We start from the raw sequence: 17,514 nt of genomic DNA, 5'->3' as shown, positions 1-17,514 counted from the left end.
TTGTAAACGATGCAATATACTTTCGTCAAGTAGGCCGAGATAAGTCAGAAGGCAAAAGGTAAAAGGAAAAAAGGGGCTAGGATTCAGGGATCAGGGTTCAGAGGTTAGGCTGAAGGCATGTGGCACAGCAGAATAATCATACAAATCTGTGGCAATCTGTGGCTAAAATCAGGATTACTGCTTGGGATCGATAATGCAAATCTGACCCCTTGTCCCTGAATCCTGACCCCTCACCCCTTCGTGCGCTTCGTGTCCTTCGTGGATCAAATGGCCAAATCCGTCCGCTTATTGGCACGATTAAGCCTTGTAGCACGGTTTATTGCTGATTATGCTTATGACCAGATTCTGCCGACTAGCCCGAAGGAGTTGCCATGCTTGAATCGATCAGGCCAATCTATGTATTGCTCTTGCCGCATGTGCAATTGCTCGATTGCGCTGGCCCAAGCCAAGTGTTTTTTGAGGCAAGGCGACAAGGTGCAAACTATCAATTAATATTTTGTGGTATAGATTCAACTGTCACAAGCGCTCAAGGTTTGGTGCTGCAAACTCAATCGGGCTTGCCCGAAATCCAACCAGAAGCCACGATTTTGATTCCTGGGGTGCAGCTCGATTATTATGCCGATCTAAACACCCCAGTTGATCCAAGGATCATACGTTGGCTGCATGCCGCTGCTGCTGTTGGCTGCCGAATTGCGGCAATTTGTAGTGGGGCATTTGTGCTTGGCGAGGCAGGCCTGCTCAATAACCGCCCATGCACAACTCACTGGTCAGCGCTGGAATTATTACAACAACGCTATCCCAAGGCTCAGGTTCGCCAAAATGTGTTATATATTCAAGCTGAGCGGATTATCACCAGCGCTGGAATTAGCACAGGCATTGATCTGGCCTTGGCGCTTGTTGAACAAGATTATGATGCGTTGTTGGTAGCGAAAATCGCTCGCCAATTGGTACTTTATCTGCGACGCAGCGGCCAACAAACTCAGCACAGCATCTTTCTGCAATACCGTAACCATCTGCATCTCGGCGTGCATCGTGCTCAAGATTATCTTGCCGAGCATCTGACCGAAACAATCAGCCTCGAACAACTGGCAGAAATCGCCAAATTAAGTGTTCGTTCGCTTAATCGGGCATTTCGCGCCACGATCGGCCTAACACCCATCAGCTATCAGCAACAGTTACGTTTAGAGCTAGCCGCCAATTTGCTGCATAACCCTGCTTGGAGCATTGAACACATCGCTCAGCAGGTTGGGTTTAGCGATGCCCGCCATTTTCGGCGGCTTTGGCAACGCTACTTTGGCACAAATCCGACTCAATCTCGGAATGCGCAGGAGTCAAATCAATGTTAAAACGTCAGCTGACCCACCTCGGTTATTTGCTGGTGGCTTGTTTGCCTTTGCTGTTGGCCACCAGTATTGGTAGCTATTATTCAATGCAGGTAGCGATGAGTATCCGCAAGGATCAACCCAACATTCAATCACAGCCAATAGTACATGATGCCCAAAAACCAACTGCCGTGATTGTGCTTGGCAACACGGTTAGCGAAATTACCGATGTGCTGGCACCCTATGCCTTATTAGCCAAAACTGGCTTGTATAATGTCTATACCGTGGCCGAAACAACCAATGTGCGTAGCCTGAGCGGTGGGCTTGATCTACTGCCTGATTATTCGTTTAACAGCCTTGCAACCCTGCTCGAGCAACCACCAGCCCTAGTAATTGTCCCAGCAATTACCGATATTCAGGCCAGCCAAAATCAGCCAGTTTTGGCATGGCTGCGCCAACAATCCCAAGCAGCCAATATGGTGATGTCGTGGTGTACTGGTGCTGAGGTTTTAGCGGAAAGCGGCTTGCTTGATGGCTTGCCAGCAACCGCGCATTGGGCCGATCTTAGTAGTTTGCAAAAGCGCTATCCCAAGGTTAAATGGCAAAATAATCAACGTTATGTCGATACAAATCAACAGATCATCACCACAGCCGGATTAACCTCGGGGATTGATGCAACCCTCTATTTTTTGCAAAAATTTCATGGTTCAGATATAAGCCAGCAGTTGGCCCAAATGATCAATTATTCAGACCAAAGTTACCTAGAACATGCCACAATGCAGCCCTTCAGCGTAACAGCTAGCGATAGCGTTTATCTGCTGAATGCGGCCTTCTATTGGCCCAAGCAAACGCTGGGTATTTGGCTCAATCAAGGAGTTGACGAACTAGCATTAGCGGCTTTTTTCGATGTTTATACAGGTTCATGGGTTTATGATTTTCGGACACTTGGCGCAGAACCAAGCATTCGCTCGGCCCATGGATTGCAACTTGTTCCACGTTATCAAGCAGCAACTACGAAGGTTGATCGTTTACTTGGATTTGGCACGAATCAACAGGCTCAAACCTGGGCCGAGCAGCAGCAAATGACCTATCACGAACTTGATTTAGCACAACAAGGCAATATGTTCGAGCAGGCGCTTGTCCGATTTGCGATAGATCAAGACCAAGCTAGTGCTCAATTTGCCGCCAAACGCATGGAATATCGCCAACCATTAACCTTGCATGGGGCAAGTTGGCCGTGGCGTACATTGATAGGAATTGGCGTTTGGTTAGGGGTTGGAATTGGGGCGTGCTATGGGTTGCGGCGGATCAGCAACAAGCGCAAATCCGCCGCTACGAACGAAAACTTAGGCTAAAACTTCCAATGGTTGGACGGCGTTGGCCTTGACCACACGGCTATACCAATGAGCGCTAGCCTTGGGGATGCGTTGTTGGGTTTCGTAATCGACCCAAATCACGCCAAAGCGTTGGCTATAGCCCTTGGCCCACTCAAAGTTATCCATCAACGACCAGACAAAGTAGCCCGCCAATGGCACACCAGCTGCAATTGCCTCGGAGCAAACGCTCAGGTGATCATGCAGATATTGGGTGCGGCGGGTGTCGTTGACTTCGCCATGACCATCGGGGCCATCGTTGTAGCTAGCCCCATTTTCGGTTACATAAATTTTGCCCGGGTTGTAGGCAAAGGCCAAGCGCTTGAGCAAATCGCCCAAGCCTTGGGGATAGACTTCCCAGCCAATATCGGTATATTCAGAATCAAGCTTGGGCGCGGTTCCAGTTTTAGGATCGTGAATCACCGCCCGACTGTAGTAGTTTACGCCTAAGAAATCGGTGGTTGCGGCCATGGCCTTGAAATCGCCATCGTGGACAAAATCGAGGCCATTGGGCAAGTAGCCAAGCTCAGTGTAATCGCGCACCATATCGGCGGGATACTCACGGCCATAGACTGGATCAAGGAACCAGCGATTGAAGAAACCATCGAAGTGGCGGGTTGCATTCAGGTCTTCGGTGCTGCGTGAAGCAGGCATCGCAGGCGTAAAGTTCAGGGTGATCCCAACGCTAGCCTGTGGCACGTTGCGCCGAATCACATCAACGGCCCAGCCGTGTGAGAGCAAAAGATGATGGCTGGCCTTCAAGCCGTCATTCCAATTTTTACGACCTGGAGCATGCTCGCCAATTTGGTAGCCCAACATACCTGCACACCATGGCTCGTTGTGGGTAATCCAATCTTTGACAGTATCGCCTAACGCACGGCTGACCACATCGGCATATTCAACGAAGGCTTCAGCCGTAGCCCGCTCAGGCCAACCGCCAGCATCTTCGAGAATTTGCGGCAAATCCCAGTGGTAAAGCGTTACAAATGGCCGAATGTTATGTTGCAGCAGTTCATCAACCAAGCGTCGATAAAAATCGAGGCCAGCCTGATTGATCGCACCACGCCCATTGGGCAACACGCGCGGCCAAGCCACCGAAAAACGATAGGCTTGCAGGCCCAAACGCGCCATCAAGGCTACATCATCACGATAGCGATTGTAATGATCGCAGGCAATATCACCATTGGTTTGATCTAAAATAGCACCTGGTTGTTTACAAAAACGATCCCAAATCGATTCGCTACGGCCATCGGCAAACGCAGCGCCTTCAATTTGATACGACGATGTGGCGGAACCCCAGAGGAAATCGGAAGGAAAGGCACGCTGAGTCATGCCGGAGTACTCCTTGCAGACATGCTTTGTCTGCATACTCTAGCTGCATTGCCCCACACCAACCATTGTACGGTAGGTTGGTGCGCTTGGCAATGCAGCTTTTGGTTTGATATCGCATAAAACCCATATTTGGAATCGGTTTCAAAGCGGATTTTAGCAGGTTTCGCCTATTTTCACAACAATCGCGCTAGCAAGATGATTAAAACATGCTAGCGCTTACAAGAATATGTTTTATTGGCGAACAAACTGCTTAGAGCGGCTGATTTCTGCTGAGCGCAATCGTTTTTGTTGATCACATTCGTGCTAATCGACCTACATCAAGCACAGCAAGCACGTTCAACTTGCTTGATAAAAATCGCAAATCTCAGTTAATGGGCAACGTTCGCAGGCTGGGCGTTGGGCATGGCAAATTTGGCGGCCATGCAGCAATACACTGACGTGAAACTGATACATTTGATCAACTGGCACAGCCGCTTCAAGCAAATCATGGGCGGCATCGGCAGAAACTTTAGGGCCGATCATGCCAACCCGTTTGGCAACGCGATGAATGTGGGTATCGACGATCATGGCAGGCTGATTGCAAGCAAAACAGAGCACACAACCCGCAGTTTTGGGGCCAATCCCTGGCAATGCGGTTAGCCAAGCTCGGGCCTCGTGCAAACTTAGCTCGCGCAGAAAATCGAGACTAAATTCGCCGCGCTGTTCTAAAATCACCGCCAAGGTGTTTTGAATCCGTGCGGCCTTAATTTTGGCAAGCCCACCAACCCGAATTGTTTGCTCTAGCTCGCTTGATTCGGCGTTGAGCACTGCCGCCCAAGTTGGATAGCACCCTTTGAGTTCGCGAAAGGCCCGCCCACTATTGCGGTCGGAAGTATTTTGCGAAAGAATCGTCAAAACCAACTCATCAAGCGGATCACGCTGGGTGTGCAAGACGCGTGGTCCAAAGCGTTCACGTAAAATTTGCAAAGTTTGGAGCACTTTCTCAGGGTTAACCATCATTGTTCCTTCTAGCTAGCAATCGCCCTACCAGCCTACCATAGCAACTGATGTTACGGAACCCAAATCAGATACATTGGCGAGGCCTGCACCACGCTGCCATAGACATCATTAAATTGAACAGTGATTGATTGGCCAGCATACGGCGCGAGGGTTGTATAGGGCACAATTACAATTGCCGAATTAGGGGTTGAATATTCATGGCGAAAAATTTGGGTACTATTAGCATACACCACCACCGCATCATCAACCAAACTTGGCGCAACGCTAGTTGGGCTAGCCGAAAGATAATAAGTACCAGTTGTCGGCAAATCGCTGGGCAACGTAAAGGTTACACTCAAAAAGGTTTCACCTTGCGCAGTGATCGGGCGAATCGGGATCGCACTTGGATTAATCGTGGCCAGCAGGGTTGTCATTCGTTTAAAAACTAATGGCAAATAGACATTACTTGCAATCGATGGCGATAGGCTAAACACATAGGCCGCCCCAGCAACATCGGCGCTATTATCAGCTTGATTGCCGTCAATTCCAGTTGTATTGCTATCTTCATACATTGCACCAACCACCAAACTTATGCCATCAGTTGCCATGGTATAGCCAAAAAAATCTTCGGCTCCAGTATTCGAGGCCTTCAGATAATGCTGTTGGTTCCATGTTGTGCCAGTACGTTCAAAGACAAAAGCCGCTCCAGAACCACTAGCATCAGCATTCTGTTGATCACCATCGATACCAGTGGTTGCGCTATTATCAGCATAAGCACTAACAATCAGCCGATCTCCACTCAACACCAATGCATGACCAAAATAATTTTCAGTGTCAGTATTTGAAGCCTTGATGTAGGCTTGTTGGCTCCAACTCACTCCATCGAACGTATAGACATAGGCAGCCCCAGAAAGTGTGGTGTTATTGTTATTCTGGTCGCCATTGATACCTGTGGCTGAGCTATCTTCCCACCATGCCCCAACCGCTACGGTGGAGCCATCAATCGTTACACTCTCGCCAAAGAAATCGCCTGCCTCGGTATTTGAGGCTTTGAAGTAGGCTTGTTGACTCCAGCTCGTGCCATTGCGGGCAAACACATAAGCTGCGCCTGAATCACTTGCAGCATTATTAGCTTGATCACCATTGATCCCAGTGGCGGCGCTATCTTCATTGACTGCCCCAACCACCAAGCGATCGCCGCTTAAGCCAAGCGTCATCGCAAAATTATCGCGGGCTTCGGTATTCGAAGCTTTAATGTAAGCTTGTTGGCTCCAGGTCGTACCACTGCGCACAAAAATATAGGCTGCGCCTGAACGCACAGCATTATTATCGGCTTGGTTGCCATTAACCCCGGTCGCATTGCTCGATTCAAGATTAGCCCCAACTGCAAGGGTATTGCCATCAAGCGCGATACTCCAGCCAAATTGATCAAAGGCTTCGGCATTTGAAGCCTTGAGATAGGCTTGCTGACTCCAGGTCGTACCACTGCGAACAAACACATAGACCGCCCCAGCATTCATGGCACTATTATCAGTTTGATTGCCATTAATTCCGGTGGCATTGCTTGATTCATTGCGTGCCCCAACCACCAAGGTATCACCAGACAACGCCACACTATGACCGAATTGATCGTTGAAATCGGTATTTGAGGCTTTAATATAGGCTTGCTGGCTCCATGTTGTCCCAGTCCGTACAAAAATATAGACTGCGCCTGAGCTAATTGCACTATTATCCTGTTGATTACCATTTATTCCACTGGCCGAGCTTGATTCGTTGGGAGCACCAATCGCAATTGTATTGCCATCGAGCGCCACACTTGAGCTAAACAGATCGCCAATATCAGTATTCGAGGCCTTGAGATAGGCTTGTTGGCTTGGTGGTAGCAACTGACTGATGGTGTGCCAATCGCTTGCCCGGAGAGAGTTTGGTTGGGCTGGTTGGGAATGGGCAAGCCGTCCAACTCGTGCCAAACCAATAACCAAAGCCAACAACAATAATCCAGCAATAATTCGGCGAGCAACTCGCATAGTCGGCAACGTTTGATCAGAGTGAAAAGCCATGCACTGCTCCTTTTTTAATTTCGCAACGGCTTGGGCAGCATAGCAGACCGCCCTAGCCTGCTCAAGGGTTAATTTTGTGGGCTATTAATCTAACGTTGTGGAGTGGCAAAAAATGAATTTCAGCCTATTGCGATAAGCTCAGGCGGTTCCATGCTATTATGATCTGTGCCGCAGGGAACAACACAAGGAGCAGCATTGGCATGATGATGAAACGACCAGAATTTAATGTGTGTGTGTTCTGTGGTTCGCGCAATGGAGCGCAGCCCGACTATAGCGACGCAGCTAGGGAACTCGGTATCGCCGCAGCCCAACGGGGTTTAGGCCTCGTCTATGGTGGCTCTTCGAATGGCTACCAACCAATACTTACATCTGAATATTCAGGATCAAGCAAGCTCAGCTGATCACGAACTCGTTGACGAAGTTGAACCGCAGGTTTAAGGCAATATTCTCGAAAATCTTCGGGACTAACCAGCCCATCCGGAAACAGCAATTTACAAAAACCACTAGCCAATCGTGTAATAGCAATGGTATCGCGTGTATCATTTGTCCCAGAAATAGTGTTATGTTGAATGACAATTTGCTCATATCCTGCTCTATGACGCAGACCATGGAGAACATCACCAAAATAATCGGCTTTAAAGCCAATACCAGTTGCAATAAGCGAATTTTTAATCCTTGGCAACTCCCAGCCAGGCAGTATCCCATGGATACGATCAATAAAGGCTGTTTCTCCCAGAAATGCTGGTAATTCCGAAAAAAGATTCCGATGACGCGGGCGTTGGTATTCATCAAGTGGAATATTCGCTAGCATCATGATACCAGCACTAGCCTCAATCTTCTGGGTTCCGCCTCGTGAAAAGCTTCCTGATTCAAGATAATCTTTCAGAACACCAATGATCTCACCTGGATTATCAAATGAAAGCGATTGTGCTTCATCAAATACTACGAGGTCATAGTTACCCAATAGGCCAACTTGGCGGGTATTATTGTTATAGAATAACCCAGCGGCAGTAACCTTGCCACCCGAAACAAGCCGAGCATAGCGTGACAAATTAAGGAAAACAAATGATTTCCCAGTTCCTTTGGGGGCAAGCTCGATCATATTAACGCGTTCTTGAATTAAAGGGACTAAGCGAGTTAATAGGTGCATTTGCTGCGGAATACTATATTTTTCAGGGTTGTAGCCCATACTCGAAATCAATAAATCACGCCACTCATCAAGGGCAAATTCTGACCGTCGTTCACAGAATAAGTCAAGATCCAGGGTCGAATTCTGCATTGGGCGAAAATCACTTAGTATAATTTGCCCGTCTCTACTTTTATCCGGTGGTTGATAATTCAGCTTCCCCACCCCCCATACACCATCACCAAGCAACAATGGATATAACTCTAGAAGATGCTCTACTATTCCGGCTTTTTTTTCATCTAAACTTGGAATGGTTACATCATGTTGATCTTTTTTAAGATCAACGGCCACATTATACTGATCAAGAATTGTGAGGGTTTCGCCATTTTTAAGTTGTGCTTTCAGTTGTTGCTTTTGGTCGCGTGTAGGTAAATGTTTATTTAAAAAGTTCCGAATCTTGTCTCGCGCAAGATCATCAAGTATTCCATCAGGAGCATGCCTTGTCACAATCCATTCACTCACAAAGGTAGGAATACTGCGTGTTCCAAACCCAGCCTGTTGGACTAAAGCTTTATTAACACAGACTTCACCAAATACTTGCTGTGCTTTTTGTTCATAAGGGTTAAGTGCTGTCATAAACTACCTATACTAAATATCAAAGCCTTCAAAATTATCTTGGATTTGTAAACGTCGAATCGGCATGGTTGTCTGGCCTTCTTGGGAATGAGGTATACCAAACAAACTTGTATCAAGCCGCCACGCAATCTCGACTTCAGACTTTTCAGTCTTAACCGAAGGAAACTCGATGGAAATCTCAGTTTTTCCATTTGAGGAAAAGCTATCTATATTGATAGTCAAATTCAGACTAGGGAGCCTCATAGTTGCTCGTTCAAATGGGAATTTATTGAAGTTAGTAAACACAAGCCTTACAATACTAGATTGTGATAGCTGTAACCCACCAACCAGCTGTATTTCTAGTGGAATTACATGGCGAACATTCGATGTCAAATGGATAAAAGGAACAACGACTTCTTCTGGAGTTAAACCCCCATGAGTCCAGCCGGATGGCCGTCTGCTTAGATAGTTATATCCTCGCGGTACAATATAATGGGCAGGCAACTGGTAGCGATCTTTATGGAGAATATACCATTGTTCATGTTCATAGCTTGGCAGTTGGCCAAGATCAGCAATCGAAGCTGCTCTTGTACTCCGTGATTGACCTACGGATAGCATATCTTGATCATCAACTTCATCGATCGCATTAGTATTTCGTGGCAAAGGTAGCATTATTGCCTCTGAGGGTAGCAGCGTGCTGCCATGATCACTACTAACAAGGAGATGAAAATTCTGGCCATTCGTTTCACAAATTTGGTATAGATCTCCAGCCAACTGTGCGAGATCTTCCAAATGCCCTTTAATTGCACGATTATCTGTAAAGTTACTTCCTTGATGAGCAATCGTATCAATCATATTATCTAATAGAACATAACATCTTGAGGATTGCTGCCTAAATTCTCTCAGCAGATCATCACGATTAGCACTGATGAAATGCTCGATTCGACTCTTGTTAAATTGCAATCGGGCCACACTTACAATAGATAAACTAGGATCAGCATTAGTAACGCCTGTAACCAATACACGTTTAGAAATAGTGGTTATCGAGGGTAGTATTGCAATATTAGGGACATTCATCTGTAGCCATAAGCCATGGGACTCACACACTTCATAGAGCAATGCCCCTTGCCACCATGTCAGGCCATCTACTACTAGCCAAAGAACTATCGCATTCGGATCATCCTCCAAGAGTTGGCTCATTACCCCATAGTTATTCATTATCACAGGAGAATTAGCACTATTAAGCCAAGCTGGATAGTGATCGAGAAGCCAGTCACTAAACGTATTAGCACATTGCTGCTGATATTCACGGTTTTGTTTATGTCGAATAACCCAACTGAAATAAGGCATATATTCTTGCGTAACCCATTGAAGATAACGCTCTTCAGTCCACTCCTGACTTGGAATTTGCGGCTCATCAGGTGGAATACGCTTCGCCAAATCCCGAATATGAATCTTTCCAGCGGGGAGGAATGAGAATTTCGTCTTAATTGCACTTAATAGTGATGAATCAAGCAATTCGGGCTTTTTATCAAGAACCTGGATAATAGCAGCTAATTCTAATGAACTCAACCCAGACATATCATGAAGAGCGCCATCTAAGGATTCTTTATTCTGCCCTCTCTCAACAAACCAGCTATTCCAATAGGATTTGATAAAATCCGTTTGTGCATGCACTACAGCTATATACCGAGATGCTTGAGTATGCCCCATTGTCATCAAAGGAGCATTAATATATTCACGATAATCATTAGCAAAAAATTCTTGTTTATAATTGCGAAACACCCATCGATTGATGAGCCGCTGGGCATCTTTTACAAGAGTATGCGGATTGAGCGTTTGATAAATTGGATCATATGTAGCCCATGATCCAAGTTTCAATTCGATTAAGGGCAATAAGCTATCAGGATATGGCGAATACTGCTCACAAATAGTTGCAATCAACTCAGCAAAATGCTGTTGGGAACCATGTATATCACTCCATATCTGATCTAATCTATGGCCTAAAATCCAGCTAATAGGATCGACAGTTGTACCAGGCGTTGGGTTTGGCAATGAGTCAAGATCTAGTTGTTTTATTAAATCCAAACGTAATACAGAAGGAGACTCAACCCCAAATAAATCTATATATTTTTGGGTTGGATCAACATATCGCCACTGAATTACTGAACTTGGATATTGATGAAAATCATCAAACCAGTGCAATACAGTACGATGGGTCACATACACGATTAGCACTTGATGCATATCAAGTGCTAATCGTATCCTTTGTCGTACAGATACATAATCTTCTACGCGTTGTGCTAGAATTGCAGATGATGGTGGGTCGCTGAAATTGTAAAGGTCAACAGTAATAGTGATCATCCACGTAACTCTTGATTAAATTTATTAATAAGCCAGCGTTGTTCTTCAATAGTAAGCATATCAAATTCTCGCTTAAATATATTCCAAACTTCATTTGCTGCTGGTGTAGAATCCTTAATTTCCCCATATTGTTCAATTTCTTGCACAGCAGCACGTAAGTTCTCGATATAGGTATCATACACATTCCAGGTAGGCCATTGATTATAGGGAATACCTACTTTATGGAATATTTTTGGAATCTGATTCAATAATGCAAGCATAAGATCTCCATTAGCATGAAGTATATTAAAGAATTGCTTGGATTGAGTAGATATAGAATCATTTGACAACAAAATATGTGCATCACGCCAAGTATATAAATTTTTTATAAAATCTCCTTGATTAAACCCAAAAATATTTTCTATTTCCTTATAAATCAGCTGCTTAAATTTATTAGAAATTTGACTAGCTAGCATACAAACACGATCTAAATCTCCCAAAAGCGATTGTATATCTTCACCCAATAATTCTGGTTTATTATTGCTAGTTTGAAGAGATTTTGGCAGCCGGACTAATAATATTTCTGCCATTAAATCTATATCTCTAGCTTTAGTTTTTAAGACCAATAAGATCGAATCAATCATATGGTGGCTAGCAGGATCAATAATCAAATTCAAATCTTTTTGTTCTAAAGTATTAATAAAACTTGGAAGTTGTTGTTGATCACGCCAAGCAAGCAACTTTTGATAAACTAATGGAATTAGACGAGATTTATCGCGTGTATCGGTACTAAAAGGTTGATTTGAAAACGCAGATGCAACTCCAGTTAACCATTGATACTCTATTTCACTAACCGATATATAGGTCGCAATTTCATGGATGACTCCTTGAATCAGCTTAAAATAGTGACCAAATATTGTATAATCAGCCCATTCTTGATACGACTTCCTAATTTGAGGCAATGATTGAGGTAGAGTAGTTAATATCAAGGTTGATAAATCATTATTATTCTTGTCATTCAGGTGTTTGAGCAATTGTTGGGCTTCTACTGAAATATCGGTCTGTATAACGACCGGATGTGCCAAGAGCCATTCAGTAATAGTATCATTTGGATTACCATCACCATCACTACCAAATAATTGGGTAATAGCATTAATAATATGCTCTTGTGCCTTAAGATCAATTACATTTGCACGCTTAATAGCTTCCTCAAACCGTATAATTGCTTTTATGACATCAGCTTTATGCCACGACTCAGCGCCAAACTGATTCGGCAAAGTAGTCGCAAGCTCGCTCTGCCATTGGGTCGCATCATAGCTAATACGGCGCAGCATATACAGAAGATCTTGAGACTGTTGCTCACTTAAGTGTGAGTAAATTCCTTGTATGCTCTTTGGAGTAACACTATGAATCCAGCTTGGCCATGAAATACGAGTAGCCCACTCTGCCAAATATCGTGCTACCGCAGTATCTTTAACATTAACGGTCTTACGACCTAATGTAGCTGTTGCAATCCCATCAAGCCATACTTCTTCAACTGATGCAGATTGCGCCCACTGCTCATCAATGATTTTTTTAGCCTTTGATATTTCGTCAATAACTCTTTCCAGCTTATCAAATGTAGTCCAACGCTGATAATCAGAATTCACATCAGAAATGGTGCGGGCAAATTCATCAAGCAATTTAGTCTCAATTAAACCATTAGAACTATTTGTAATCCGAAACAAATCACGAGGATAGTGAGCCAACCCACTCACCTGTACAATCTTACGACTCATTCGCCACCGATAGATAGTATCCCAACGGCGATCATAGTTCGTAGGAGCAGCATCAGGATCTACAGGATCGGCACCAAATATAGCAGCTACCCGATTAATCGCATACTCATGGAGTAGTTTTGGTAGCCTTTCGATCATACGACAAACCAATTCAAAGCGTTGAAGGCCAGTTTCTACGCTTGTTTCATCCCAAACTGTATGATCAGTAGGCATTCCCACATCATGAGGAATCATATTAAGCACATCAGATTCAAAGGTTTTCGATTGAATAAGCTGCTGTACAACGTTAATCAACTGAGAATCCACATTGGGGTACAACCCCTTCAAGATGCTAGCTTCTAAGGTTCCCACAAACATAGGAAATGCCAATCGCTTAATCCATTGGCGAATCTGGTCAGCAACATGAGCACGTAAGGTCATACCTTGCGTGACCCCCTGCTCAAGACTTTGTTTTAGCCCACAGAATAACATTCCACGAAGCCATTGCGACTCACTAGGTTCTAATGGCTGATAGCGCACGGAGAAATTATGGGGTTGATCAAGCATTTTTTTGATTAACGACCCATCAATATTCAAAAATCCTTGATTACCAATGTGTGCATTGGTCACATCAACAGCCTCACTATAATAATTAAAAAAGGCTGCAATAAATACACTTAATAATGAATTATACATACCATAAGGAGGTTGACGCAGAGTTGCAACGAGATCTGCCCATAATTTTCGACTTGTTAGATGGGATCGCATGCATTCCCATACATTCAGGCTTTTAGGAGTCCCCCCATCTGGTTCGATTACTGTATAACTATCAAAAGCACCTTGTTTGGTTCCTTGCTTGAGCAACCCAAGTTTAACCACAGCAGTTTTCAAAATCATATCTGCGGATCTTGAACCATTGCTAGCAATAAGAATCTTCCCCTTAATTATATGGCCAATAGCCTCATCAAGTGCTGGTGAATACCCTTTTGGCTTAAAGTGTTGTCCAAGATGATGAATAGGCGTAGCGTTGAATAATTTGCTAATAACATCATTCACAAGATCGGGTAGCGGAAGCGTTCGATTAGATCCATTTGCAAACCATTCCCATTGTTTAGGATCACGGAGTTTGCTAAGGGCAGTTTCCAAAGCCAATTTATAGCTTTTGCCAACCTGTGCCGTATCCCTTAAATAGTCTTTAGCAGCAGTATCTAGTTGTGGATCATTCCTCAGCCGCTCAAGCGCTTCATAATCTTTTAAGACATTTAGTATCGTAAGCGGCATTAATGGGATACCAATTACAAGATTTGGGTGCTTTTTCGTAAGTTCACGCGCCTCGCTTCGTGCCTTCACTTGGTCTGTATCACTTGTTGCAATAACATACCACAATAGCCCATCTGCTGATGCCTCAAGATCAGCCTTTAGCTTATTTGATGAAGTGAGAGAGGCTAGAGCAACGTAAAACGCTGTTAATTCACGGTGCGTACCATAATTAGTATTATAGGATTGTGTTTTAACTGATTCAGCCTTATGCTTGGCTTGTAAACTGTCCACAGTAATAGTGAGGGTTTGGGCAATAGCTTTAATCCGTTGTTTAAGATGTCTTGAGCTAACTCGTCCCTGCATTGGCAGACTATAAACCCCGCTAGTATCACTATCAGTCTCGCTTGGAGGATAAATTGCTTCAAGCCCATCGAGTACATCGAGAGCTATCATTAAATCAGCTTGGGCCGACTCTGGCATATTGAGTGCCTGTCGCAAGAGCTGACGAGTTAATCCAGGAAAGCTATCACTAATGACTTCGCCAAGGGCAACAACTTTTAAAATCCGTTTTGCTAAATCAACGATACGAATATCAACTGTAGCAGTACCTAGGCGCTGTAATGAATGGGTAAAAGCCTCAGTGATATCAGATTTTTTAATTTCAATACTCTCGTAAAAATAATCAAACAAGTAATCTAAAGTTACTAAATTGAACCAATCAGGATACATGCTTTGAAGTTTTGTTGTTTTCAGAAACCCCCGTAACCCTTGATTACTATTAAGGAATAAAAACATTGTCCGTTGACTTTGAGCAACTTTGCGGTTAATCAGTGGCAAAGCAAACGTGGTGAGCGGATGGAGCGGAAATGTACCCTCAATCACAACATCCCGAACCCATTCGCGCTTATGCCACGGTGACGGCCAGCGCTCATGGGCAATGTTAAGCAATTCGTCACGTTGCCGATTTGGCAAAACAAGCTGTTTGCCTTGTTCGGTTCGCTGAATCGCCCCTCGCAGTAATTCTTCGCTACCTTGAATTGCCAACGAATGTTGCTTAAATCGGCCACCACTCCGCTCAAGAGCTTTATTTGCTTGTGTGCTATTACTCTCCATTGAGGCACTTGCAAAACTATCTAAACTTGCTATAAGAAAATGGATCTGATTAGCCCCTGATGTTGCGCTACGCTCAGCTATATTCTCTATTGCTTTTGTCTCAGACTCTAATTCGCCAATATCTTGTCCCATTTCAAAACGGCGTAAAAACTCGGTAAATTCATCACAAATGAGCAAAATACCACTATGAGTTCCCCGATCACGTAGTGCTTTGGCAACTCGTGCATAGGTCTCATGGGGTTGGCTATAGCCATAGATGTTGAACTCTGTACCAGTTACCGCTTTAAATGCTCGTTGAAATATTGGCAATGCCATATCGGCTTGGGCGCTAGCTAAATCTGCCTTTAGCGTTAATATCTCTCGACTTTCACGTTCATATAAAAAGGTTTGTAAATCAGCAAGTCGAGGGTGGTGATCTCGTTCCCACGTTTCAATCAGTTCTCGAGCTGCTTGATATTTAGTTATTTCCATAAGATCTTGAAGATTTTGCCGCATTAATGCCTGCTGAAGGCCATACAATACAAACCCCGGAAATGGTGTTACTGCATCGGCTTGTAATAAAACAACCAAGAAAGGTTTGTTTTCATTACGCCGTTGCTTAATAGTATTAGCTTGATTTTCGTTAATAGACTCAAGGCGTTGATAAAAAGTTCGCATCGAAACTGCATCAACCGGTTGGGAGAAGTAATTACAAAGCATAAGCAGCAAATCAGATTTACCTGTTCCAAACGTTCCAACCAACATTCTGGCACGTTCAGTACTATGAGGACTCAGGCTCCGAGCAATTTCTGTAAAAATATCAACGGTTTGGGTGGTAGGAATATAGCTATTAATAAGTCGCTTATTGATATCCTCATTGTCAAAATCAGATGGTAATTGAACTGATGGTTTGAACCCAGCCTCTACAGAAACAAGAGCATCATAGTTTAGTGGTAATTGATTCATTATCTTCTCCTAGTTGCACAACATAACGACCATCATTGTCAGGAATATATGCCCCTAAAACCGTATAATCAACAAGATGAGACACCAAGATAAGACCACATGGAAGTCCTGTTAAACGTGCAATCTGGCTTATCCAAACTCGCCGTTGATCATTAGACCAACACGCTAAAAGTGCATCGATTTCGTCAAGTATCAACACTTCTGATTGAGTGTTCATGCACCAACTTTGAATTGCTTTAATGAAATCCAATGGCTGATAGCTTGCTATCGTTAACCGGAGAGAATCAAAATAGCCAAGGGTGGTTGTATAGTTAATATAGTGCCAATTAAGTATAGTGCTTAATTCTTGAGCTAATTTACTCTTACCACTCAATGGTTTACCAATCAGCCACGCTACTCGATAGCGCGGCTGATCGACACAACATTTGATGAATTGAGTTTTGGCAGTTTCAAACCTTGAATTCATAGTTGTTGATAATACTTCTCTAAAAGGAGAAAAGGCGACTCTTTAAACCGACGGGTTACAGGCTCATGTTGGGTATCTGCAATTACGAGCAAGCCTAGCGTTTGTAATTGGCCTATTAATGACTGAATCCGCTCGCGGCTCCCAATGATTACTTTCCCCAGCATTTCGAGTTCTTGGCTGATTTGAGTAAGTCGCAATGTATCTGTAGCAGAAAAATAGCGATTCCAGGTATCAAATAGCATAAACGCACCAATTAATGCATGAGGTAAAGAATTATTTCCAGAAAAATAATGTTCCTTACCACTCTTTTGTAAAAGACCTAGTGCACCTAATGCGTCTGTATTTGTATATGCTTTTAATAGTTCACCAATATCTTTAGTTAGCGAAGCCTTATTTTTAGGTGGTTCCTCTATACTTCGTGAAATAGCAACGGCTAATTCATCACGAGTGAATGTTTGATGAGGAACAATAAATTGGTTAAAAAAGCGATACCATACTTCAGCACGCTCATCATGCTGAGTTGAAAGATAAAAATGGAGTATCCAAGATGTACCTTGATCACTTAATAGAGGATCATATTGTACGGCTAGCCGACCAAATGGGGTAAGTTTATAATCTTTATGTTGTTTAGACCCTAGCCCTGTTTTACAAAGCCATCCTTGAAACCCTTCAACCATATAAGGATTTACGCCCATATGTCTACCAATTTCTTCATCAGACGCGGTTGAGTTAGCAGCAACAGCTTGTAACATTCCTGCAAGACGTTCTCGTCGTAATGAGAATCCTTGATAAAAACTAAATTCACGCATAGGAATCCTTCAAGT

At 43.9% G+C, this 17,514-nt stretch carries 10 protein-coding genes; 2 read left to right on the top strand and 8 right to left on the bottom strand.

All coding sequences use genetic code 11. From position 1 onward, the window contains the following. Positions 1-371 precede the first annotated feature (371 nt). Positions 372-1,346 (top strand): GlxA family transcriptional regulator, encoded by a 975-nt coding sequence (locus ABEB26_RS13220; RefSeq protein WP_345722491.1) that lies wholly within the window; start codon positions 372-374, stop codon positions 1,344-1,346. Continuing rightward, a complete protein-coding gene (locus tag ABEB26_RS13215) occupies positions 1,340-2,677 on the top strand; it encodes a DJ-1/PfpI family protein (RefSeq protein WP_345722490.1) in 1,338 nt (445 codons plus the stop codon). Before ABEB26_RS13220 ends, ABEB26_RS13215 begins: the two co-directional genes overlap by 7 nt. Here the strand turns inward: ABEB26_RS13215 and ABEB26_RS13210 are convergent. The 8 genes from ABEB26_RS13210 to ABEB26_RS13170 all read right to left on the bottom strand — a co-directional run bounded on the left by ABEB26_RS13210 (position 2,669) and on the right by ABEB26_RS13170 (position 17,499). Beyond that, positions 2,669-4,027, bottom strand: a complete 1,359-nt coding sequence (locus ABEB26_RS13210; RefSeq protein ID WP_345722489.1) for a GH1 family beta-glucosidase — start codon at positions 4,025-4,027, stop codon at positions 2,669-2,671. The genes ABEB26_RS13215 and ABEB26_RS13210 overlap by 9 nt on opposite strands. Positions 4,028-4,363: 336 nt before the next feature. Beyond that, complete coding sequence (locus ABEB26_RS13205) at positions 4,364-5,026, bottom strand: endonuclease III domain-containing protein (RefSeq protein ID WP_345722488.1); 663 nt, start codon at positions 5,024-5,026, stop codon at positions 4,364-4,366. A 50-nt stretch (positions 5,027-5,076) separates the two neighbouring features. After that, entirely contained in the window at positions 5,077-7,065 is a 1,989-nt protein-coding gene (locus ABEB26_RS13200) for an FG-GAP repeat protein (protein WP_345722487.1), read from the bottom strand. Between the two features lie 349 nt (positions 7,066-7,414). After that, the gene (gene brxL, locus ABEB26_RS13190; RefSeq protein ID WP_345722486.1) at positions 7,415-8,827 is read right to left on the bottom strand and encodes a BREX system Lon protease-like protein BrxL; all 1,413 of its coding nucleotides are present in this window, start codon (positions 8,825-8,827) and stop codon (positions 7,415-7,417) included. 12 nt (positions 8,828-8,839) lie between these two features. Next, positions 8,840-11,170, bottom strand: coding sequence for a hypothetical protein (locus ABEB26_RS13185; RefSeq protein WP_345722485.1), 2,331 nt, complete (start codon positions 11,168-11,170; stop codon positions 8,840-8,842). Further along, positions 11,167-16,224 carry a hypothetical protein gene (locus ABEB26_RS13180; RefSeq protein ID WP_345722484.1) on the bottom strand — a complete coding sequence of 1,686 codons (5,058 nt, stop codon included), beginning with the start codon at positions 16,222-16,224 and terminating at the stop codon, positions 11,167-11,169. Before ABEB26_RS13180 ends, ABEB26_RS13185 begins: the two co-directional genes overlap by 4 nt. Then, entirely contained in the window at positions 16,199-16,690 is a 492-nt protein-coding gene (locus ABEB26_RS13175; protein ID WP_345722483.1) for a hypothetical protein, read from the bottom strand. The genes ABEB26_RS13180 and ABEB26_RS13175 overlap by 26 nt, the downstream gene beginning before the upstream one ends. Continuing rightward, the gene (locus ABEB26_RS13170) at positions 16,687-17,499 is read right to left on the bottom strand and encodes a DUF4007 family protein (protein ID WP_345722482.1); all 813 of its coding nucleotides are present in this window, start codon (positions 17,497-17,499) and stop codon (positions 16,687-16,689) included. The genes ABEB26_RS13175 and ABEB26_RS13170 overlap by 4 nt, the downstream gene beginning before the upstream one ends. Between the last annotated feature and the right edge of the window lie 15 nt (positions 17,500-17,514).

This window comes from Herpetosiphon gulosus (assembly GCF_039545135.1).
GTDB classification, from domain to species: domain Bacteria; phylum Chloroflexota; class Chloroflexia; order Chloroflexales; family Herpetosiphonaceae; genus Herpetosiphon; species Herpetosiphon gulosus.
Note: the sequence above shows the minus strand (reverse complement) of the source record. Positions and strands in the feature narration are given on the sequence as shown.